Below are 20,629 nucleotides of genomic sequence, written 5' to 3' on the forward strand. Positions count from 1 at the left end.
GCGCAACGAAGGGCACGGCACACAGATGGCACCGACGACGAAGGCGGCCGGCGACGGCAGCGGCCTGGTGGAGATGGCCTGGGACCCGATCACCCGGATCGTGGGCAGCCTGGGCATCCACACGAAGATCGACTTCAAGCAGAAGCGGGTCGCCGAGTGCTACAGCACCTCGTCGGTCTTCCGTGGCTACAGCGTCTTCATGCGCGGCAAGGACCCGCGCGACGCCCACTTCATCACCAGTCGTATCTGTGGCATCTGCGGTGACAACCACGCCACCTGTTCGGTGTACGCGCAGAACATGGCGTACGGCGTGAAGCCCCCGCACCTCGGCGAGTGGATCATCAACCTCGGTGAGTCCGCGGAGTACATGTTCGACCACAACATCTTCCAGGAGAACCTGGTGGGGGTCGACTACTGCGAGAAGATGGTCAAGGAGACCAACCCCGGCGTCCTCGAACTCGCCGAGCGCACCGAGGCCCCGCACGCCGCGGAGCACGGCTACCGCACGATCGCCGACATCATGCGCTCGCTCAACCCGCTGGAGGGCGAGTTCTACCGCGAGGCCCTCCAGGTCAGCCGCTACACGCGCGAGATGTTCTGCCTGATGGAGGGCCGCCATGTGCACCCCTCCACGCTCTACCCGGGCGGCGTCGGAACCATCGCCTCCGTGCAGCTCTTCACGGACTACCTCAGCCGGTTGATGCGCTACGTGGAGTTCATGAAGCGCGTCGTGCCGCTGCACGACGACCTGTTCGACTTCTTCTACGAGGCACTGCCCGGGTACGAGGAAGTGGGCCGCCGGCGTGTCCTGCTCGGCTGCTGGGGCGCGCTCAACGACCCCGAGTACTGCGACTTCACCTACGCCAACATGACGGACTGGGGCCGGCGCATGTTCGTCACGCCCGGCATCGTCGTCGACGGCAAGCTCGTCACCAACGACCTCACCGAGATCAACCTCGGCATCCGCATCCTGCTGGGCAGCTCCTACTACGAGGACTGGCAGGGTCAGGAGCAGTTCGTCACCCATGACCCGCTCGGCAACCCGGTGGACCCGCGCCACCCGTGGAACCAGCACACCATCCCCACCCCGCAGAAGCGGAACTTCGACGACAAGTACAGCTGGGTCATGTCCCCGCGCTGGTTCGACGGCAAGGACCACCTCGCCCTGGACACCGGTGGCGGCCCCATCGCCCGCCTGTGGTCGACGGCCCTGTCCGGTCTCGTCGACGTCGGGTACGTCAAGGCCACCGGGCAGAGCGTGGTCATCAACCTGCCCCGCACCATGACCAAGCCGGAGACCACCTTCGAGTGGAAGATCCCGAAGTGGTCCAACGCGCTGGAACGCAACCGCGCCCGTACCTACTTCCAGGCGTACGCCGCCGCGGTCGCCCTGCACTGTGCGGAGAAGGGCCTGGCGGAGGTCCGCGCCGGACGCACCCAGACCTGGGAGAAGTTCGAGGTCCCGGACGAGAGCATCGGCGTCGGCTTCACCGAGGCGGTCCGCGGTGTCCTGTCCCACCACATGGTGATCCGGGACGGCAAGATCGCCAACTACCACCCGTACCCGCCGACCCCTTGGAACGCCAGCGTCCGGGACACCTACGGCACGCCCGGCCCGTACGAGGACGCCGTGCAGAACACGCCCATCTTCGAGGAGAACACCCCGGAGAACTTCAAGGGCATCGACATCATGCGCGCCGTCCGCAGCTTCGACCCCTGTCTGCCCTGCGGCGTCCACATGTACGTCGGCGGCGGCAAGACCGTGAAGTCGATGCACGTCCCCACCGGCCTGAGCGGACTGGGCGGATGAGCGCGGCGACGGCGGCGACGCCGGTGAACGCGGAGCAGACCGGACGCCGTGTCGAGGAGGTGCTGGAGCGGCTGACCGCGAGCGGCGACCCGGCCGCCGCCGCGGCCGCGGAGGAACTCGTGCGGTCCCTCATGGACTTCTACGGCGCCGGCCTGGCCCGCATCCTCCACCTGCTGTCCTCCACTCCGGGCGAACTCCCCGCGGAGCTGCTCGGTGACGGACTGGTCGCGAACCTGCTCGTCCTGCACGACCTGCACCCCGAGGACCGCGACACCCGCATCGCCCGCGCCCTCGACGGGGTCCGGGAGCACACCCTGGAGGTGGTGGGCTTCGACGAGGAGAGCGGCACCCTGACCCTGCGGACCCGGGAGGCCGGCGGCTGCGGTTGCGGCAGCGGCACGGGTGCCCAGGAGGCCGCTGAGGCAGCGCTCGCCTGCTTGGCACCGGAGGTCAGGGCGGTCGACGTACAGACCGCCCCCGCGGGACCGACGCTCCTCCAGATCGGCACGGCACCGACGGGGGCCCGATGACGGCGTCCCCGGCGACGCGCACGCCCGGCCTGCGGAGGTTTCTCACCGAGAAGCCTCCGCAGCCCGAACGGTGTGAGCTGTGCGCCGTGGCGGTGGAGGCGGGCCACCGCCATCTCGTCGACACCGAGAAACGCGCCCTGGTGTGCGCCTGCGCCCCGTGCGCGCTGCTGATGGAGCAGCCGGGCGCCGCCGCGGGCCGCTTCCGTACGGTCCCGGCCCGCTACCTCACCGACCCCGGACACCGCCTCGACGAGAGCGCGTGGGAGGCGCTGCAGATCCCGGTCGGCGTCGCCTTCCTCTTCCGCAACGCGGCGCTCGACCGGCTGGTCGCCCTCTACCCGAGCCCGGCCGGAGCCACCGAGAGCGAACTCGAACCGGCCACGTGGACGGACGTCCTCGGCGGCAGCCGCCTCGCCGGACTGCTCGAAGCAGACGTCGAGGCGCTGCTGCTGCGCCGCACGAACGCCGGCTGCGAGTGCCACCTCGTACCCATCGACATCTGCTACGAACTCGTCGGCCGCATGCGCCTGCTGTGGCAGGGATTCGACGGCGGAGCCGAGGCCCGCGCCGCGCTGGACGCGTTCTTCGCGGATGTCGCGCGACGCGTCCGGCCCCTGGGAGAGGTGGGTCATCCGTGACCGAGTTCTCCTTCGCCTGCACCGGTGTCCGAGCCGACCGCTACGCCGCCGGTCCGACCCTCGTCTTCCGGCTGCGCGTCACCGCCGGCGACAACGCGCACGTGCACGCCCTCGCGTTGCGCTGCCAGATCCGCATCGAACCCGCCCGCCGCGGATACGAGCCCGCCGAGGCCGACGGCCTCGCGGACCTCTTCGGCGAGCGCTCACGCTGGGGCAGCACGCTCCAGCCGGTGCAGTTCGCCCAGGTCTCGGTCATGGTCCCGAGCTTCACCGGAGAGATCGAGACCGACCTCGTCGTTCCCTGCACCTACGACATGGACATCGCCGCGACCCGCTATCTCGACGCCCTCACCGACGGCGAGGTCCCCTTGCTGATGCTCTTCTCCGGTACGGCGTTCACCGGAACCGGCGGCTTCCGGGTGGAGCCCGTCCCGTGGGACCGCGAGGCACCTTTCAGGATGCCCGTCACCGCCTGGCGGGACATGGTCGAGCAGCACTTCCCCGGCTGCGGCTGGCTCCGGCTGCCCCGCGACACCATGGACGCCCTCCTCGCCTACCGCTCCCGGCATGCCCTGCCCTCCTGGGAGGCGACTGTCGCGGCGCTCCTTGAGGGTGCCGACCCGCCGGCGCACGACCCGCTGCGCGCCCTCACCGCCACCACCGGAAGGACCGATCCGTGACCGTGACCGCGTTCGCCCCGGAGACCGAGGAGCGCTTCGCTCTGGCCCGGCAGGTGGCCGACGCCGTCCTCTTCGAGGGCTATGTGCTCTACCCGTACCGCGCCTCGGCGGCCAAGAACCGGCTGCGCTGGCAGTTCGGTGTGCTCGTGCCGCCCGGCTGGGGCACCGAGTGCGAGGAGCACGACTTCCAGCACACCGAATGCCTGATGGAACCGAAGGCGGGGGCGACCCTCTCGGTCGAGGTGCGCTTCCTGCACGCCCGAAGGCGCACGGTGCAGCGGGCCCGTCCGGACGGCGACTTCGAAACGGTGCCCGAACTCCGCCTCGACGACCGGGTTCTGGTGCCCTGGGACGAGGGAAACGAGGAGCGCGTCGAGGTGGTCGCGTCGGTGGACGAGCTCCTCGGCGACGGCGTCACACATCCCTTCCGGCTGCCCGCCCGCGAGGAGTCCGAGCCAGTCGTGGACGAGGCCGGCCGCACCGTCGGCCGGCTGGTCCGGCGCTGCGAGGAGATCAATGGGGCGGTACGGCTCTCGGCCCGCGAACTCGACGGCCCCTACCGGGCCGTGCGGCTGACCGCCGTCATCGAGAACACCAGCGACTGGACACCGCCCGCGGGCCGCGGCGCGGACCGGGAGGCGGCTCTGCCGCACTCCCTGGTGGCCACCCACCTCCTCATGGCCCTCAGCGCCGGATCGTTCCTGTCGATGACGGATCCCCCCGAGTGGGCGAAGGGCGCGGTCGCCGCCTGCCGCAACCTGCACACCTGGCCCGTACTCGCCGGCGAACCCGGCCGTGCCGACCTCGTGCTGTCCTCGCCGATCATCCTGCAGGACCATCCGGCCATCGCCCCGGAGAGTCCCGGCGCGCTCTACGACGCCACCGAGATCGACGAGATCCTCGCGCTGCGCACCGCGGCCCTCACCGACGAGGAGAAACGCGAGGCCCGGGGCACCGACGAGCGGGCGGCCGCCGTGATCGAGCTGGCCGACTCGATGCCGGCCGAGGTCCTTGAGCGGCTGCACGGGGCGGTGCGCAGCCTGCGCGAAGTGGCCGGCCCGGGCCCGTCCTCCCCGGACGGCGGCTTCCCCGACGAATTCGGGGTGCAGCGGCCCGACACCCCCTGGTGGGACCCGGCGAGCGACGTGGGCTTCGACCCCGAGCGGGACCGGGTGGTCGTGGACGGCCGGTCGGTGGGCCAGGGCAGCCGCGTCGAACTGCATCCGGGCCTGCGGCGCACGGACGCGCAGGACATCTTCCTGCGGGGCCGCACCGCGACGGTCGAGGCGGTGCTGCACGACGTCGACGGCGGGGTGCACCTGGCGGTCACTGTCGAGGGCGACCCGGGCGCCGACATCCGCCGCGAACAGGGACGGTACCTGTACTTCCAGCCCGACGAGATCACCCCGCTGGAGGACGACGTATGAACCCCGCTCCCCAGTCAGGCCCCCGGACTCTCGTCGCCGGCATCGGCAACGTCTTCCTGGGGGACGACGGCTTCGGCGTGGAGACCGCCCGCTGGCTCGCCGAGCACGACCTGCCCGCACACATCGAGGTCGTGGACATCGGGGTGCGCGGGGTGCACCTCGCCTATCAGCTGCTGGACGGCTACGACACCCTCGTCCTCGTGGACGCCACGGCACGCGGCGAAGCCCCCGGCACGCTGTACGTGATCGAGCACGACGTCGGCGGAGGGAGCCCTTCACCCGCCGCCCCCGCGCTGGACGGCCACCGGATGACCCCCGACACCGTCCTGGCACTGCTGGGCACCCTGTGCGCCGGGACCGGCGGCGAGCCACCACGCCGCGTCCTGGTCGTGGGATGCGAACCGGCCTCGGTGGACGAGGGCATCGGTCTCAGCCCGCCGGTGTCCGACGCCGTTCCTGAGGCTGTCCGGCTGATCGAAAAGCTGCTGAGGCACGAGCCGGGAGAGTCCGCGCCGCGGGCCACGGCCGGTGGGATCTCGACATGAGGAGAGACGGGATGAAGAAGATCGTCATCGGCGGAGCGGCCCTCGCCGCCCTGGTCGCTGTCGCCGCCGAGGTGCTTCCCGACCTCCGGCGCTACCTGCGGATCCGACGGATGTGAAACGCGGGAGACGGCGGTGCGCCGTGAGGTTGCGTCGAACGGTGTATCCGCCGGCCGGCGACGGCGTGCCGGGCCGCCCCTCCAGGGGGCGCCCGCCTCTAATGAAGCCTGCGGAAGACAGGCTGCGGAAGGACGAAGCCCCATGCACGAGATGTCCGTCGCGCTGGCCGTCGTCGACCAGGTGGAAGAGGCCGCCATGCGGGCCAAGGACGTCAAGGCGGTGCGATCGGTACGACTCCAGGTGGGCGAACTGGCCGGCGTCGTACCCGACGCACTCGCCTTCTCCTTCGAACTGGCCTGCGCCGGAACCCTGCTGGAAGGCGCCGAACTGATCACGGAAGCGGTGCCGGGGCGGGCTCGCTGCACTCCCTGCACACACGAATGGGCCGTCGGCATGCCGCCCCGGCTGACCTGCCCCGCGTGCGGCGGTACGCAGACCGACCTGCTCGCGGGCCGGGAACTGCAGATCCTCGACGTGCACTGGGAGGACGGCGGCCCCCCGCACGCACCCACCCGCGAACCGATCCCCGAGGAGCGCTGAACCATGTGCCGTGTCGTCGACCTGCGGCAGGCCGTACTCGCGAAGAACGACGCGAGCGCCCACGAACTGCGCGCGCACCTTACGGCTCGAGGCATCGCGGTCGTCAACCTGCTGTCCAGTCCGGGCAGCGGCAAGACCGCGCTGCTGGAGCGCGAACTGCTGCGAGCACGGGAGCGGGCGGTTCCCGTCGCGGCGCTGAGCGCCGATCTGGCCACCGAGAACGACGCGGCCCGGCTGGCGCGTTCGGGGGTCCCCGTCAAGCAGGTGCTCACCGACGGGCTGTGCCATCTGGAGGCGGGGATGCTCGCCGGGCACCTGGACGGGTGGCTGCCCGAGGACACCCGGCTGCTGTTCGTGGAGAACGTAGGCAACCTGGTCTGCCCGGCCTCCTACGACCTGGGGGAGACGCTGAGGGTCACGCTCGCCTCCGTGACGGAGGGCGAGGACAAGCCCCTCAAGTACCCCACCGCCTTCGGTCTCGCCCACCTCGTGGTGGTCACCAAGACCGACATCGCGGAGGCCGTCGAGTTCGACGAGGCGGCGTTCCGCGCCAATGTGCAGCAGGTCAACCCGGGGGTCGAGGTGATCCTGACGTCGGCACGCCGGGGGCAGGGAGTCGGCGCGCTGCTCGACCGGGCGCTGGGCGCTGCGGACGGCACACCCGTCCACTCACCGGTCATGGCCCGGCAGCCTCATCTCCACAACCACACCCACACGCACCCGGAGGCCACCGGCACCATGGCCCACACCCACTCGTGAGCGGTCCGCAGGCTCCGACCGCCGTCGCCGGGAACACTCCACGGCGACGCCGGGTCACCGTCCGGGGAGTGGTGCAGGGCGTGGGCTTCAGGCCCTACCTCTACGGCCTCGCCACCGAACTGGCCCTGGCCGGACACGTGACCAACACCCCGGAGGGCGTCGTCGCGGAGGTCGAGGGCAGCGCCTCGGCCGTGGCCCGGTTCTGCGACCTGATCGCCGCCCAGGCACCGCCGCTGGCCCGCGTGGAGTCCGTCCACCACCGGGAGATGGCTCCCGTCGGCGGCACCGCGTTCACCATCCTCACCTCGCGCACCGGCGGACCGGCCCGCACCCTGGTCTCCCCGGACTCCGCCACCTGTGCCGACTGCCTCGGCGAGCTGGCCACCCCGGCGGACCGGCGCTACCGGCACCCGTTCGTCAACTGCACCCACTGCGGCCCGCGCTTCACGATCGTCACCGGCGTGCCGTACGACCGGGCCAACACCACCATGGCGGGCTTCGCGATGTGCCCCGACTGCGCCCGGGAGTACGAGGATCCGGCCGACCGCCGGTTCCACGCGCAGCCGGTCGCCTGCCCGGCCTGCGGGCCCCGTCTGCGGCTGATCCTCGCCCAGGAAGCACGGATCGGGAAGAACGAGGGGGCGGACCCGGTCACCGCGGACCCGGTCACCTCGGACCCGGCCACCTCGGACCCGGTCACCGAGGCCCGCGCGCTGCTGAAGCGTGGCGCGATCCTCGCCGTGAAGGGCCTGGGCGGCTACCACCTGGCCTGCGATGCCTCGAACCAGGACGCGGTCGCCCTCCTGCGCCGGCGAAAGGCGCGCGGGGACAAGCCGTTCGCCGTCATGGCGCGGACCGCGGACGACGTCCGTCACCTCGTGCGGCTGAGCCCGGCGGAACGGAGCCTGCTCGAAGGCCGTGCCAGGCCGGTCGTCCTGCTGAGGCGGCGTCCGTCGCACGCCCCCGGGGGCCTCCGGCCCGCCGCGGCCGTGGCACCCGGCAGCCCCGACCTCGGGGTGATGCTGCCCTACACCCCCGTGCACCATCTGCTGCTCGGTCTGCCCGGCGACCCGGACGGCCCCGGGCTGCTCGTCATGACCAGCGGCAACCTGTCCGGTGAGCCCATCGTCACCGACGACAACGAGGCGTTGGAGCGACTCGCGCATCTGGCCGACGCCTGGCTCACGCACGACCGGCCGATCCACGTCCCGTGCGACGACTCCGTGGTCCGCGTCTGCGACGGGGAGCCACTGGTGATCCGCCGCTCGCGGGGCTACGCCCCGCTGCCGCTCTCCCTCCCGCTGCCCGTGCGTCCGGTCCTGGCCGTCGGCGGAGACCTGAAGAACGCCTTCTGTCTCGGGGCGGGCCGTCAGGCCTGGCTGTCGGCGCACATCGGCGACATGGACGACGTCGGCACACAGCGGGTCTTCGAGGGCGCGGTGGCGCAGTTGGAGTCCATCACGGGAGTGCGGCCCGAGGTCCTGGTCGCCGACCGGCATCCTGGCTACCGTTCCGCCGGATGGGCCGACCGGAACGCGACGCATCGGCCCGTCGTACGCGTCCAGCACCATCACGCGCACATTGCCGCCGCCATGGCCGAACACGGACTGGACGGCACCCGGCCGGTGATCGGCGTCGCCTTCGACGGCACCGGCCACGGTGACGACGGCGCCGTGTGGGGCGGGGAGTTCCTGGTCGCGGACTACGACCGCTTCACCCGGTTCGGACACCTCGCGTATGTTCCCCTGCCCGGTGGTGACGTCGCGGTGCGCCGGCCGTACCGCATGGCACTGTCCCATCTGAGGGCGGCCGGAATCGACTGGTCCGACGACCTTGCCTGCACGACCGCTTGCCCGCTCGACGAACTCCACGTGCTGGAACGGCAGTTGGAGCGCGGCCTGAACTGTGTCCCCACGTCCAGCATGGGCCGGCTCTTCGACGCCGTGTCCTCCCTCGTCGGGGTGTGCCACCGAGCCGGATACGAGGCGCAGGCCGCCGTCGAACTGGAAGGCGCGGCTGTGCGTGCACCGGCCGACGACACCACCGCGTACGCCTTCGCCCTGCACGCACCGGAGGAGAACCGGGACGGCGCCGTACCGGCCGATCCGGAACCGGTACGGGCCGACCCGGCACCTGTACTCGCGGCGATCGTCGGCGACCTGCGCGGGGGAGTCGAGCCGGCGCTGGTCGCCGCGCGCTTCCACCGGGGCGTGGCCGGCCTGGTGCACCGGATGTGCGTGCGGGCGCGAGAGCGGCACGGCCTTGACACGGTCGCGCTGACGGGAGGCGTGTTCGCCAACACGCTGCTCTCCGCGGCCTGCTCCGCCACCCTGCGCGAGGACGGCTTCACGGTCCTGCGGCACCACCTGGTGCCGCCCAACGACGGTGGCCTGGCGCTGGGCCAACTGATGGTGGCCGCCCGCGCCACTCCCACTCCCATCCCCACCGACTGAGCAGACGCGCGACCGACAGCGAGGAGATCACTCATGTGCCTGGCGGTACCCGGCAGAGTGCTGGACATCGAGGAACGGGACGGCACCCGGATGGCCACCGTCGACTTCGGCGGCGTGGTCAAGGAGGTGTGCCTGGAGTATCTGCCCGACCTCCAGGTCGGCGAGTACGCCATCGTCCACGTCGGGTTCGCCCTGCAGCGGCTGGACGAGGAATCGGCGCGGCAGACACTCGAACTCTTCGCCGAACTCGGCTTGTTGCAGGAGGAGTTCGGCGACGCCTGGGAAATGGCGGCGACCGAGGCGGGCGTCGACCCGGTGGAAGAGGTGCGGAAGTAGTGAAGTACATCGACGAGTTCCAGGACCCGGAGCTGGCCCGCCGCCTGCTCGACGACATCCACGCCACGGTGACCAGGCCGTGGGCCCTGATGGAGGTGTGCGGAGGGCAGACGCACAGCATCATCCGCCACGGTATCGACCAACTCCTGCCGGAGATGGTCGAGTTGATCCACGGACCCGGCTGCCCGGTGTGCGTGACTCCGCTGGAGGTCATCGACAAGGCTCTGGAGATCGCCTCCCGACCGGAGGTGATCTTCTGCTCCTTCGGCGACATGCTGCGCGTGCCGGGCACCGGACGGGACCTCTTCCAGGTCCGCGGCGAGGGCGGTGACGTGCGCGTCGTCTACTCACCGCTCGACGCGCTGCGGATCGCCCAGCAGAACCCGGAGCGCGAGGTGGTGTTCTTCGGCATCGGCTTCGAGACGACCGCACCCCCCAACGCCATGACGGTCCACCAGGCCCGGAAGCTGGGCATCGGGAACTTCAGCATGCTGGTGTCCCATGTCCGCGTACCGCCCGCCATCGAGGCCATCATGTCGTCGCCGAGCTGCCGGGTGCAGGGCTTCCTCGCGGCCGGCCATGTCTGCAGCGTGATGGGCATGGGGGAGTACCCGGAACTGGCGGAGCGCTTCCGGGTGCCGATCGTGGTGACGGGCTTCGAGCCGCTGGACATCCTCGAAGGCGTGCGCCGTACCGTCCAGCAGCTGGAACGCGGCGAGCACACCGTCGACAACGCCTACGCCCGTGCCGTGCGAGCGGAGGGCAACCCGGCCGCCCGGGCCATGCTGGAGGACGTCTTCGAGGTCACCGACCGTGCCTGGCGCGGCATCGGGGTGATCCCGCAGAGCGGCTGGCGGCTGGCGCCGAAGTACCGCGCCTACGACGCCGAACACCGCTTCTCCGTCGAGGGCATCCGCACCCAGGAGCCGGCCGAGTGCCGCAGCGGAGAGGTCCTGCAGGGGCTGCTCAAGCCGCACGAGTGCGAGGCCTTCGGCACCCTGTGCACCCCTCGCACCCCGCTGGGGGCCACCATGGTCTCCAGCGAGGGAGCCTGCGCCGCGTACTACCTCTACCGGCGGCTGGATATGCCCGCCACCAAGGCCCAGGAGGCGACCCCCGTTGTCTGACACCACCGATCTCCCCGTCCCCGCCCTGGACGTCGAGGCGTGGACATGTCCGGCGCCCCTGCGGGACCGGCCCCGCGTCGTCATGGGCCACGGCGGTGGGGGAGTCCTCTCCGCCGAACTGGTCCAGCAGATCTTCGCGCCCGCTTTCGGGGGCACGGTGCTCGCCCAGATGGGTGATGCCGCCGTCCTCTCCCTGGGCGGTGCCCGGCTGGCCTTCTCCACCGACTCCTACGTGGTGCGGCCGCTGTGCTTCCCCGGCGGCAGCATCGGCGATCTGGCGGTCAACGGCACCGTCAACGACCTCGCGATGAGCGGAGCCCGCGCGGCCTACCTCTCCTGCGGATTCATCCTGGAGGAGGGTGTCGAGCTCGACGTGGTAACCCGCGTGTCCGAGGCGCTGGGCGCGGCCGCGCGCACCGCCGGTGTGGAGGTGGCCACCGGCGACACCAAGGTGGTGGAGGCCGGACACGGCGACGGGATCTACATCAACACCGCGGGCATCGGTCTGGTTCCGGCGGGCGTCGATCTGCGCCCTCAGCGAGTCGTCCCCGGCGACGTCGTGATCGTCAGCGGCGCCATCGGCGTCCACGGGGTGGCGGTCATGAGCGTGCGGGAGGGCCTGGAGTTCGGAGTCGAGATCAAGAGCGACTGCGCGGCGCTCGGCGGCCTGGTCGACGCCATGCTCACCGTCACCCCGGATCTGCACGTCCTGCGCGACCCCACCCGAGGCGGCCTGGCCGCCTCGCTCAATGAGATCGCGCAGGCCTCGGGCACCGGAGTGGTCATCCGGGAACGCGACGTCCCGGTCCCGCCGGCCGTCGCCAACGCCTGCGCCATTCTCGGACTGGACCCCATGTACATCGCCAACGAGGGCAAGCTGGTGGCCTTCGTCCCGCGCGAGCACGCCGACGCGGTCCTCGCTGCGATGCGAGCCCATCCTCTGGGCGCGGACTCCGTGATCATCGGTGAGGCCGTGGAGGGGCATCCCGGCATGGTGGTCGCACGGACCGGCCTGGGAGGGACGCGGGTGGTCGATCTACCGATCGGGGAGCAACTGCCGCGGATCTGCTGACGGGATCCGTGCGGATCCGCTGACAGGGGCGTCGCTCGTCCAGCCGCGAGTCAGGCCGTCCAGGCGCCAGGGGACCGTCAACCCTGGCGGCGCCCGGACGGCGGCTCCTGTGGATCCACGCCGGTCGCGCCGGAAGCGTCCCTGGTGCCGCTGGGGCGCTGGGAGCGGCCCTTGGGTCCGGTGTCGCGCCTGCCCTTCTCGTCCGCGTCGCCGTACGCCTCGCCTCTCGCACTGCTGCTCTTGGCCGTGTCGCCCGGAACGGGCTTCGTCTCCTCCGGGGAGACCGACCGGCCCCGACCCTTTTCGCCGGCCTGCTCTGGCCGGAAGGAGCGATGGGCGCTCGGGTTGTCCTGCTGGCGCGTCTCGTCCACATCGGGCGACCAGCCGTGCTGTCCGGTGCCCTGGTGACGGCTGGGACCCTTGCCGTGCGGTGGCTCGGACGAACGTGGTTTCTTCGACATGGTCGGATCCGCCTCTTCACGGTCAGTGGGGGGAGGGGGACCGGTGACGCGTCCCCGCTTTACTCAATTATCCCACCTTGCACTATTTTGGGCATTTAATGACCCACTTCGGTGCGACCCCGGTGATCTGCCCAGCCTGGCCGACCGCGCACGCCCGGGCAGCAAGCACCACCTCACGACCGACGGCCAAGGGATCCCGCTCGCGGTGTCGTTGACGCTCTTCGCCGACCGCGCCTACGGCCACGACAAGTACCGCAGGCTCTCGCATGAGCGCGGCCAGTTTCACGGCACCGGCTTGCGCACTTTCCGTTGGCACCAGGGTCCAGTCGGCGGTGAACACCCCGATCGGGACGTCGCCAAGGCGCGCGGCGAGCCGGTGGATCCCCCGGGGCCCATGGGTGCTGACTGTCCCATCTTGGGGCGGCAGCAGCCCGGTGCTTCGGTACAGCTGCGACGTCGTCCTCGGCATGACCAAGGCACTGATCGGCTCCTGCATCGTCAAGACGATCTACGCGGTCACCAGCCTTGCTCCCGAAAAAGCCCCCCCCCACCGGATCGCAGAACGCATCCGTGGACACTGGCAGGTCGAGGCCCTGCACCACATCAGAGACGCGACCTTGGCCGAGGACGCCTCTCGCGTCCGCACCGGCACCGCACCCCGTGCGATGGGCACCCTCTGTAGCCTGGCGATCGGTCTCATCCGGACAACGCACTCCAACTACTCTGGTCGGCTGTCCTGTGTGGTGGTTGTGCCAGATCGCGGCGGTCAGCGCGAGGATGCGATGCATGACGCGGGCGATGACGCCGGCTGGCGTGTGGCCACACGACTCGCGAGGACCTGCTCGCGACGGCGCAACTTGCTCACCAGCTGATCTGCCAACAACTCACGTCACCAACGTCATGACGCGCAACAACTAGGGTTCAGAGTGTGGCTGCCTGTTCGGCCCGGGCTTTGGTCTGGGCGAGGCGGTAGGAGTCCGTGCCGGTCTCGATCGTGAGAGTCGCGGACCTCGTACCTCAGTGTCCGCCCTCGAAGAGCTCGGCCAGGTCTGACGACATCTGTGGCAGGGGCTCGGGGTTGATGGCCGATCACGTCGTACCGGTGCGACTCGTACCTGCTTGTGGTCTCCCTCTTGTCCTTGTTCGGGCCGTCGCCCTTCCGGCGAGCCGGTCATCGTCTCGACCGGCCCTGGCTCGGTGCGTCGCGGATCGCAGAGAGGGACGGTCCAGTCGTCGCCTCAGTGTCCGTCGCGGACCACGGCTACCCCGCCGACCCGGGTCGTGATGCCCGCCGGCCCTCGTCGTGCCGAAGCGAGCACGCTGGCCGGTCGACCGAGGGTGTCGCCCTGCTCCACCTCGATCGCGACCGTCTGTGCCCCTGTCGTGTCGAGCAGATGGGCGGCCAAGCAGGCTGTGCTGTTGGCGTTGGCGATGTCCTCGGGGACGCCGATCGACGGGGCGAACATCCGAGCGGCTGCCCGGCCGTGCCGGTCCGGGATCGAGTAGGTGTAGCAGCCCAACAGGCTGTAGCGGTCGCAGGCGGTACGTAGCAGGGCGAAGTCTGGGGAGAGGTCGGCCAACGCGGCGCGCGATCGCACTGGCAGGAGAAGCCTCGGCCGCCCGTTCGAGGCCACGCAGGCGTTGCCGACGACTGCTTCGTCAGCCAGGCCGAGACCGGCTGTGACCGCTCTCAGCTCGGGTGCCTGGGCGACGCGCAGCTTCACCGGGCCCGGGTCGAACGACGCTGTCACGCTGTCGCGGTTCCGGATGGCCCAGCCTTCGAAGCTGCGGTTCGTCGTACACAGCACGGCGTGGTGGTCGCTGCCGCCTTCGCGTATGGCGAGCAGCGCCAGGGCCGCGACGGTGCCGTGGCCGCAGGCAGGCAGTTCTCCTTCGGCGGTGAAGAACCGGAGCGAGTACGAGGGACGGCCGCCCTCAACTCCGGTGGCACGGATGAAGACGGCGTGCGAAGTGCCCAGTTCCCCGGGAATGCGGCATCGCTCCTCGTCGGTGAACGACGCTTCGTCGAGAACAGCGGTCGGGCTGCCGCCCCGGCCCTGCCGCTGACACGCGTCGATGATCACTACCGAAGGCATGGCACCGGATCGGTCGTCAGCAGCATCGTCAGGTCCAGCGCGGGCGCGCTGTGCGTCAACGCGCCGACCGAGATGAGGTCGACTCCCGTCTCGGCGATGGCGCGGACGCTGTCCAGACGCACGGTGCCCGAGGCTTCCAGCAGGATCCGGGAGGCGTCGCCACGCTCGGCCCGGATTTTCACGACCATTTCGAGGTCGGCCACCGACATGTTGTCGAGCATGATCCAGCGGGCCCCGGCATCGAGGGCCTCAACGGCCTGCGCCACTGTCTGCACCTCGACATCGGTCTCCACCTTTTGCTCGGTGCGCGCCATCCCGCGCCGGACCGCGTCGATCGCGGTCGACACGCCGCCTGCCGCGGCGATGTGGTTCTCCTTGAGCAGCACCATTGCCGCGAGGTTGAGCCGGTGGTTGCGGCCGCCACCGACGGTCACCGCGTACTTGTCCAGGGCGCGCAGGCCCGGCGCCGTCTTGCGGGTGTCCAGGATGCGCGCCGCGGTTCCGGCCACGGCCTGGACGTAGCGGTCGGTGAGCGTCGCGATGCCACACATGCGCTGCAGGAAGTTCAGCGCCGTACGCTCCCCGGTGATCAGGCTGCGCACCGAGCCGGACAGGCGCACCAGGACATCGTCGCCGGTCAGCCGGGCGCCATCGGGGACGAGCGCTTCCACTGTGACCTCGGGGTCGACCTGGGCGAAGACCTCGGCGACCACAGGGAGACCGCCGGCGATGCCGCATTGCCGGGCGCGGATCTCGGCCACGGCCGCCATGCCTTCGGGAACGCTCCACGCGGTGGTGATGTCCTGGCCCGACTCATCCTCGGCCAGGGCAGCGGCGACGGCGGTTCGCGCCGCCTGCGAGGGAAACTCTGTCATGGTCCGTCCTCTCCAGTCCTGTGGTTACGGGCCGAGATCTGAGGTGTCCCGCGTGGGGACCGCTGTCAGAACCGGTTGCGCCGGCCCTCGCCGGCACCCGCGGCGGCAGAGGGCGGGCGTCGGCAAGCTCGGCAGCCCATCGCTGCGACCACTCGGTGACCGAGCGCAGGGCCTCGCGGGCGTCGTGGGCGTCGTGGTCGAGCGGGGTGAGGGTCCAGCTGCCGTTGCACAGCACCTCGGCGAGTCGAGCCTCTCGGAGCTCCGTGAGCCTTCAGCGAAGGTCCGACTGGATCTCGGTCATTCGATGCCTTCGACTATGCGGAAGTCACGCTCGACGCCGTCGGAGAGGGCGACCAGCGCCTCCTGGTAGGCCGCACTCTCACGCGCCGCGACGGCCTGCTCGAAGCTGTCGAACTCGACCAGGACAGTGCGCTCGGCGATTCCGGCGTCATACGCCACGACCCGACCGCCACGGACGAGGGTCCGGCCGCCCCAGGCCTGGACGGCCTGACGGGCCAGCTTGTTGTAGGCAGCCAGCTTCTCGGGGTCTGAAATGGTGCGGTAGACGCTGACCCAGTAGCCCTTGGGCATGGAACCTCCGGTGTGGGGATGTGTGCATCCGACTTACGGGTTGGTGTCGGACGAGCGTCGGCGGGCGAGAGCGAGGCTTGTCAGCGTCGTGATCGCCATGGCGCCGATGCCGACCAGCGCCGCGGTGGTGTAGGCGCTGTCGTCGGGGAAGAGGTGGCCTGGTCGGTGTACGGCGGTTCCAGCAGGGCTGTCCGCGACATCGGCTCTCCCGTCGAGTTCGTTTCGAAATCAGAAACGCCGGATGGATGTTAGTGTTTCGAATAACGAAACGCAAGGAGTGTCATGCCGACACCGCGCCCAGGAACACCGGTTCGTGGATCGACTACCGGCCGTCCCCTCATGGCCGCGATGGACCTGTTCGGCCGTCGGTGGGCGCTGCGAATTCTCTGGGAACTGCGTGCGGGTCCGCTCGGCGCCCGCGCACTGTTGGCACGGTGCGAAGGGCTGTCATCCAGCGTCCTCTACCAACGGCTCCGCGAACTCGCATCGAGCGGGATCATCGCCCCCTCGGCCGATGGCTACAAGCTGACTCGGCTGGGGACAGCACTCCGTGATGCCCTCCGTCCGCTCGACGAATGGGCGACCGCCTGGGCGCAGGAGCAAGAACACAGCGATCAGGAGCCCACGGAGACGTGACGGTCACGCCGGACCAGGTGGAGCGGTGATGTGACGGCCGCCGACTCGGGACACGGGCTCACGCAGCCTGCGAGAACCCCTCGGTCGCCGGCTCGTCGCCGCGCAGAAGCGTGAAGTCGACGTCCAGGCGCGGAACGTACGCGTCGGGCTCGTCGCCGAGCTCGGGGATGGCGTATTCGCCGAAGCGCCGGATGTGCTCGGTCAGGTACGGCGGGACCTGTGCCAGGTCCTCAGGGGCGATGCCCATCCCCTCGGCCTGCAGTTGGCGCACGATCTCGGCGATCACGCCGCCGTTGCCGAGCCGACCCACTGGGAGAACCGGTTGAACGACTCGACCTGTTGGTCGCGGCGGTCACCCGCCGGCGCAGCGGCAGCGTGGAGGAGATCGCGCCCTCCCGCACGGAGACAGCCACCTGCATCAGGTGGCGGAACTGCGACTTCCAGTTGCGGATCCTGAGCGCCAGGTCGAAGCCCAGCAGGTCTTGCCCGGGTTTGGTGTCCTTCGGGTCTGGCGTGAAGCTCGTGCTCTGTGGACCGTCGTGAGGCGGCGAGGTGGCCGTGAGCCCCAACGCCCCAGGATGGCGGACACCGTGTGCGGGAGTCAGTGGTGTGCCTTGTCCGCGGTTTGGCCTTTCGATTTCGCTGACTTCTCGGAAGGGTTCTTGGCCTCGGCTCGAGTGGCGTCCGGGCGGGGGCGGCTGCTCTGCGCGTCCTTGCGATCCGCTGACGTTTCCGGGCCGGGACTGCTTGTCGGATCGCTCGATGGCGTACGGGCCTGCGGTTCGGAAGCCGCCGATGTCGCGGGACGATGGGCTTTCGATGGGGGTGTGGACGTGGATGCCGCCGGCTGTCCGGCCGCTCTCCGTGGGCTTTCTGCGGAGGTGGTGGGGGAGGGCTGCTGCAGGGGTGTGGATCCGAGTGAGCCCGGGGCGGACCGTTCGGAGCCGTCTCCTGCACCGTCCAGTGAGGCGACCAGGGTGGCGCCGAGGAGTGCTGTGAGCACGGCTGTGCCGGTGGCCAGCAGTGGACGGCGGGTACGGGACGGCTTCGATACCTGGTGCCGGAGGCTCGGCCCGGCGGCAGTCGGTGCGGGGACTCCCTCAGTTCGTGCTCCTGCCCTGGCGTGCGCGTCCCTGCCGCTTTCGGGACCGTCGGGACGGACAGCATTGGCCGCGGTTGGCATGAGGGCCTCATCGGACAGGGCGGAGAGTGTCTCCGCGCACTGTTCGGCGTCAGGCCGTGCCTTGTCCTCAAGTGCTGTCATGGCATGGATGAGCTCGGCCAGCCGCGGGGGCACGGAGCGCGGAACTACGGGTGGGCGGTGCAGGCGGGCTACAGCGGCTTCAAGGGGCGTGCCGCCGTATTCGAGTTCGCCCTTCACGCATTCCAGCAGGACCAGGCCGAGTGCGTAGATGTCGGCGGACCGTCCCACGACCTTGCCCAGCACCTGCTCCGGTGCCAGGTAGGCGGCGGTGCCGAGGAGTGCCCCCGAAGCCGTGTGCCGGGTGGCGCCCACCATCCGTGAGATGCCGAAATCGGCGAGGTGCGGGACGCCCGCGGTGTCCAGCAGGACGTTCGACGGTTTGACGTCGCGGTGCACTATGCCCGCCGCGTGCACATGGGCGAGAGCTCCAGCGAGGGCGGTGCCGAGCCGGGCCACGCGCGCAGGCTCCATGACCCCAGCCGAGATGCGCTGAGCCAGAGTGGGGCCCTTCACCAGCTCCATCACGAGGAAGGGGCGGTCCTGGTGCCGTCCGGCGTCGTAGAGGGTGACGAGCCCCGGGTGCTGCAACCCCGCCAGCAGCACGGCCTCGTCCGCGAAGCGCTGCGCCAGGGCCGGCTCGCCGTCGGGCCGGAAGACCTTGACGGCCACCGGACGCTTGAGGCGGAGATCGATCCCCTGGTACACGTCGGCGGCGCCACCGGAGCCGAGCCTGGCCTCCAACCGGTATCGGTCGGCCACGACTTCGGCGGGCGTGCCCAGCGCCGTGGGGGAGCCTGATCGGCGCACCTTCATGTGTGGTCTCCCGGTGCTGCGCCGCGAGCTGGACGCGGACATCGACAAAGTTTCGTGGCGTGTACCCGCCACGGCTCTGCCCACCCCCGCTGATTCGGGGCCTAGCAGGGCGGATGCGTCAACCGGCTGGACGGCGCCTCGATGCCTTCCGGGATCGACAGGGTTCCACGTTCGGTGGAGGTGGGCGCCCGGCACCCGCCTGCCGGCCGTCCAGGATCGTGGAGCGGGACTGAGCCGGCCGCCGCCGCAGTACTACCCCGGCGCAGCTAATGCCGCGTCAGACAACGTTCGCCCTGTCTGCATCCCCGCCCGGGCAAGGGTGAAGTCCTTCGTGATACGTTCCTGTCGCCGTGCACTGCTGCGAATTGAGGAGGTGAGACCGATCAACGCTTTGACAGGTCGGGCCTTCCTCCCTCGCATGGCCTAGGGAGTGCCCGCAGAGGCATCCCGAAAGGCATGAACCGCTATGCGCTTCATCTCTGAGACGTCGTCCGACGGCGTCCGCGAACAGCAATTCACCCTCGGCGACATTCCTGGCGTGTTGTGGACGCCGGAAGGTGCCGTCGCCACTCGTCCGCTCGTCTTGATGGGACACGGTGGCGGTCAGCACAAGAAGGCCCCTGACGTCCTGGCTCGTGCACGCAACTTCGTGACCGAAGGCGGGTTCGCGGTCGTGGCGGTCGACGTGCCCGCCCATGGTGACCGGCCGAAGGTTGAGGAGTACGACCGGATCGCGACCGAGAACCAGTCCCGTGTGGAGGCCGGGGAAGAGTTGGCGCCGCTGATCGCCGGCTTCCAGGCGTTCGTGGCCCGCCAGACCGTGCCGGAATGGCGGGCGGTCCTGGACGCGGTTCAGCAACTCGAGCACGTAGGCGCCGGCCCGGTGGGCTACTGGGGGGTCTCGCTGGGGTGCGGACTCGGTGTTCCGTTCATCGCTGCCGAACCCCGGGTCCGCGCGGCGGTACTGGGCTTGGGCGGGGTCCTGGCGTCGGCCGAGGCCGCCGCGCGGATCACCATCCCCGTGGAGTTCTTGGTGCAGTGGGACGATGAGCGAGTGCCACGGGTCCAGAGCTTGGCGCTGTTCGACGCCTTGGCCTCGGCCGAGAAGACGCTGCACGCCAACCCCGGCAAGCACGGGGAGATCCCGGCATTCGAGCTGGAGAGCACGCTGAGGTTCTTCGCCCGGCACCTCGGCTGATACCCGCCGCCCGTGGTCCGTGGCGCGCCGATCAAGTTCCGTTTCCGATCGGCGCGTTCACGGAACTGGTCGGCGTGGCCGACAGAGTTCAGGTTCGACGGATCGACGATGACGAGGGGCAGTGCCTGCTGCGGATCATCCGCAGAGGCATCGGGTCAGTGGTGACATGGCGGCGGCCCCAGATGGTCCTGCTGTCCGCGAGGGCATGCCCGGTGCCGAAGATCGCGGAGGTGCCGAAGATCGCGGAGGTGCCGTTCACCAGCGCGGACCGGGTGAAGGATGTGATCCACAACTTCAATACGGACGGCTTCGACTCGCTGTACCCGAAGTACAAGGCCGGCCGGCCGAAGACCTTCACGCTGCCCGAGCGGCACGAGATCAAGGATCGCGAACCCGAAGCCGACCGAGTACGACCTGCCGTTCTCTGCCTGGAGCCTGACCAAGCTCTGGCGGACTTCCTGGTAGCCGAGGAGTAGTCGGCCCGGGTCGGGGACCTGCTCCAGCGCATGGCGGCGGAGGCATCGCCCGACGAGCAGGACACCGTTGGCGCCACCTGCTTCTACGCGATCTACGACCCGGCCACCCGCCGCTGCGCGATGGCCGGCGCAGGCCACCCGCCACCCATCGTTCTGAACCCGGACGGGACCTTCCGCATCGTCGATCTCCCCGCTGGGCCGCCGCTCACCGTCGGAGGCTTCCCCTATGAGACCACCACGGTCGA

General features: G+C 70.3%; 21 protein-coding genes and 3 pseudogenes. 17 read left to right on the forward strand and 7 right to left on the reverse strand.

Going from position 1 to position 20,629, the window contains the following annotated elements:
* Positions 1-25 precede the first annotated feature (25 nt).
* The 13 genes from RKD20_RS45085 to hypE all read left to right on the forward strand — a co-directional run bounded on the left by RKD20_RS45085 (position 26) and on the right by hypE (position 12,034).
* Positions 26-1,810 (forward strand): nickel-dependent hydrogenase large subunit, encoded by a 1,785-nt coding sequence (locus RKD20_RS45085; protein WP_424882823.1) that lies wholly within the window; start codon positions 26-28, stop codon positions 1,808-1,810.
* Positions 1,807-2,340 carry a hypothetical protein gene (locus RKD20_RS45090; protein WP_424882824.1) on the forward strand — a complete coding sequence of 178 codons (534 nt, stop codon included), beginning with the start codon at positions 1,807-1,809 and terminating at the stop codon, positions 2,338-2,340. Before RKD20_RS45085 ends, RKD20_RS45090 begins: the two co-directional genes overlap by 4 nt.
* On the forward strand, positions 2,337-2,978 hold the full coding sequence (locus tag RKD20_RS45095) for a DUF5947 family protein (RefSeq protein ID WP_424882825.1): 642 nt from the start codon (positions 2,337-2,339) through the stop codon (positions 2,976-2,978). The genes RKD20_RS45090 and RKD20_RS45095 overlap by 4 nt, the downstream gene beginning before the upstream one ends.
* The gene (locus tag RKD20_RS45100) at positions 2,975-3,658 is read left to right on the forward strand and encodes a DUF6084 family protein (protein WP_424882826.1); all 684 of its coding nucleotides are present in this window, start codon (positions 2,975-2,977) and stop codon (positions 3,656-3,658) included. The genes RKD20_RS45095 and RKD20_RS45100 overlap by 4 nt, the downstream gene beginning before the upstream one ends.
* Entirely contained in the window at positions 3,655-5,085 is a 1,431-nt protein-coding gene (locus RKD20_RS45105; protein WP_424882827.1) for a hypothetical protein, read from the forward strand. The genes RKD20_RS45100 and RKD20_RS45105 overlap by 4 nt, the downstream gene beginning before the upstream one ends.
* A complete protein-coding gene (locus RKD20_RS45110; protein ID WP_424882828.1) occupies positions 5,082-5,630 on the forward strand; it encodes a hydrogenase maturation protease in 549 nt (182 codons plus the stop codon). Before RKD20_RS45105 ends, RKD20_RS45110 begins: the two co-directional genes overlap by 4 nt.
* Before the next feature lie 11 nt (positions 5,631-5,641).
* Complete coding sequence (locus RKD20_RS45115) at positions 5,642-5,746, forward strand: DUF6893 family small protein (RefSeq protein WP_424882829.1); 105 nt, start codon at positions 5,642-5,644, stop codon at positions 5,744-5,746.
* 142 nt (positions 5,747-5,888) lie between these two features.
* Entirely contained in the window at positions 5,889-6,287 is a 399-nt protein-coding gene (gene hypA / locus RKD20_RS45120) for a hydrogenase maturation nickel metallochaperone HypA (RefSeq protein WP_424882830.1), read from the forward strand.
* 3 nt (positions 6,288-6,290) lie between these two features.
* Positions 6,291-7,046, forward strand: coding sequence for a hydrogenase nickel incorporation protein HypB (hypB, locus tag RKD20_RS45125; RefSeq protein WP_424882831.1), 756 nt, complete (start codon positions 6,291-6,293; stop codon positions 7,044-7,046).
* Complete coding sequence (hypF, locus tag RKD20_RS45130; RefSeq protein ID WP_424882832.1) at positions 7,043-9,499, forward strand: carbamoyltransferase HypF; 2,457 nt, start codon at positions 7,043-7,045, stop codon at positions 9,497-9,499. The genes hypB and hypF overlap by 4 nt, the downstream gene beginning before the upstream one ends.
* Positions 9,500-9,532: 33 nt before the next feature.
* Positions 9,533-9,835 (forward strand): HypC/HybG/HupF family hydrogenase formation chaperone, encoded by a 303-nt coding sequence (locus tag RKD20_RS45135; protein WP_020124092.1) that lies wholly within the window; start codon positions 9,533-9,535, stop codon positions 9,833-9,835.
* Entirely contained in the window at positions 9,835-10,962 is a 1,128-nt protein-coding gene (gene hypD, locus RKD20_RS45140) for a hydrogenase formation protein HypD (protein WP_424882833.1), read from the forward strand. Before RKD20_RS45135 ends, hypD begins: the two co-directional genes overlap by 1 nt.
* On the forward strand, positions 10,955-12,034 hold the full coding sequence (gene hypE, locus RKD20_RS45145; protein WP_424882834.1) for a hydrogenase expression/formation protein HypE: 1,080 nt from the start codon (positions 10,955-10,957) through the stop codon (positions 12,032-12,034). The genes hypD and hypE overlap by 8 nt, the downstream gene beginning before the upstream one ends.
* A gap of 77 nt (positions 12,035-12,111) precedes the next feature.
* Here the strand turns inward: hypE and RKD20_RS45150 are convergent, their stop codons facing one another.
* From RKD20_RS45150 to RKD20_RS45170, 5 genes and pseudogenes are all read right to left on the reverse strand, one after another.
* The gene (locus tag RKD20_RS45150; protein WP_424882835.1) at positions 12,112-12,495 is read right to left on the reverse strand and encodes a hypothetical protein; all 384 of its coding nucleotides are present in this window, start codon (positions 12,493-12,495) and stop codon (positions 12,112-12,114) included.
* A gap of 725 nt (positions 12,496-13,220) precedes the next feature.
* Positions 13,221-13,316, reverse strand: a pseudogene (locus RKD20_RS45155) (IS982 family transposase); the annotation flags it as partial.
* Between the two features lie 417 nt (positions 13,317-13,733).
* A complete protein-coding gene (locus tag RKD20_RS45160) occupies positions 13,734-14,591 on the reverse strand; it encodes a PhzF family phenazine biosynthesis protein (RefSeq protein ID WP_424882836.1) in 858 nt (285 codons plus the stop codon).
* Positions 14,579-15,466, reverse strand: a complete 888-nt coding sequence (gene nadC / locus RKD20_RS45165) for a carboxylating nicotinate-nucleotide diphosphorylase (RefSeq protein WP_424882837.1) — start codon at positions 15,464-15,466, stop codon at positions 14,579-14,581. The genes RKD20_RS45160 and nadC overlap by 13 nt, the downstream gene beginning before the upstream one ends.
* A 297-nt stretch (positions 15,467-15,763) precedes the next feature.
* Positions 15,764-16,057, reverse strand: coding sequence for a DUF1330 domain-containing protein (locus tag RKD20_RS45170; protein ID WP_424882838.1), 294 nt, complete (start codon positions 16,055-16,057; stop codon positions 15,764-15,766).
* A gap of 339 nt (positions 16,058-16,396) precedes the next feature.
* Between RKD20_RS45170 and RKD20_RS45175 the strand changes: the two genes are divergently transcribed.
* On the forward strand, positions 16,397-16,693 hold the full coding sequence (locus RKD20_RS45175) for a winged helix-turn-helix transcriptional regulator (RefSeq protein ID WP_424882839.1): 297 nt from the start codon (positions 16,397-16,399) through the stop codon (positions 16,691-16,693).
* A 58-nt stretch (positions 16,694-16,751) separates the two neighbouring features.
* Here the strand turns inward: RKD20_RS45175 and RKD20_RS45180 are convergent, their stop codons facing one another.
* Positions 16,752-16,979 carry a hypothetical protein gene (locus RKD20_RS45180; protein ID WP_424882840.1) on the reverse strand — a complete coding sequence of 76 codons (228 nt, stop codon included), beginning with the start codon at positions 16,977-16,979 and terminating at the stop codon, positions 16,752-16,754.
* A 315-nt stretch (positions 16,980-17,294) separates the two neighbouring features.
* Positions 17,295-18,710 carry a protein kinase domain-containing protein gene (locus RKD20_RS45185; protein ID WP_424882841.1) on the reverse strand — a complete coding sequence of 472 codons (1,416 nt, stop codon included), beginning with the start codon at positions 18,708-18,710 and terminating at the stop codon, positions 17,295-17,297.
* A 466-nt stretch (positions 18,711-19,176) separates the two neighbouring features.
* On the opposite strand from RKD20_RS45185, the gene RKD20_RS45190 reads away from it, so the two are divergent.
* The 3 genes and pseudogenes from RKD20_RS45190 to RKD20_RS45200 all read left to right on the forward strand — a co-directional run.
* Positions 19,177-19,908, forward strand: coding sequence for a dienelactone hydrolase family protein (locus RKD20_RS45190; protein ID WP_424882842.1), 732 nt, complete (start codon positions 19,177-19,179; stop codon positions 19,906-19,908).
* A gap of 74 nt (positions 19,909-19,982) precedes the next feature.
* A pseudogene (locus RKD20_RS45195) lies at positions 19,983-20,378 on the forward strand (IS630 family transposase); the annotation flags it as partial.
* A gap of 36 nt (positions 20,379-20,414) precedes the next feature.
* Positions 20,415-20,594, forward strand: a pseudogene (locus tag RKD20_RS45200) (SpoIIE family protein phosphatase); the annotation flags it as partial.
* Between the last annotated feature and the right edge of the window lie 35 nt (positions 20,595-20,629).

The sequence above is a fragment of the Streptomyces sp. SLBN-8D4 genome (assembly GCF_049739545.1).
In the GTDB taxonomy this organism is placed as follows: domain Bacteria; phylum Actinomycetota; class Actinomycetes; order Streptomycetales; family Streptomycetaceae; genus Streptomyces; species Streptomyces canus_C.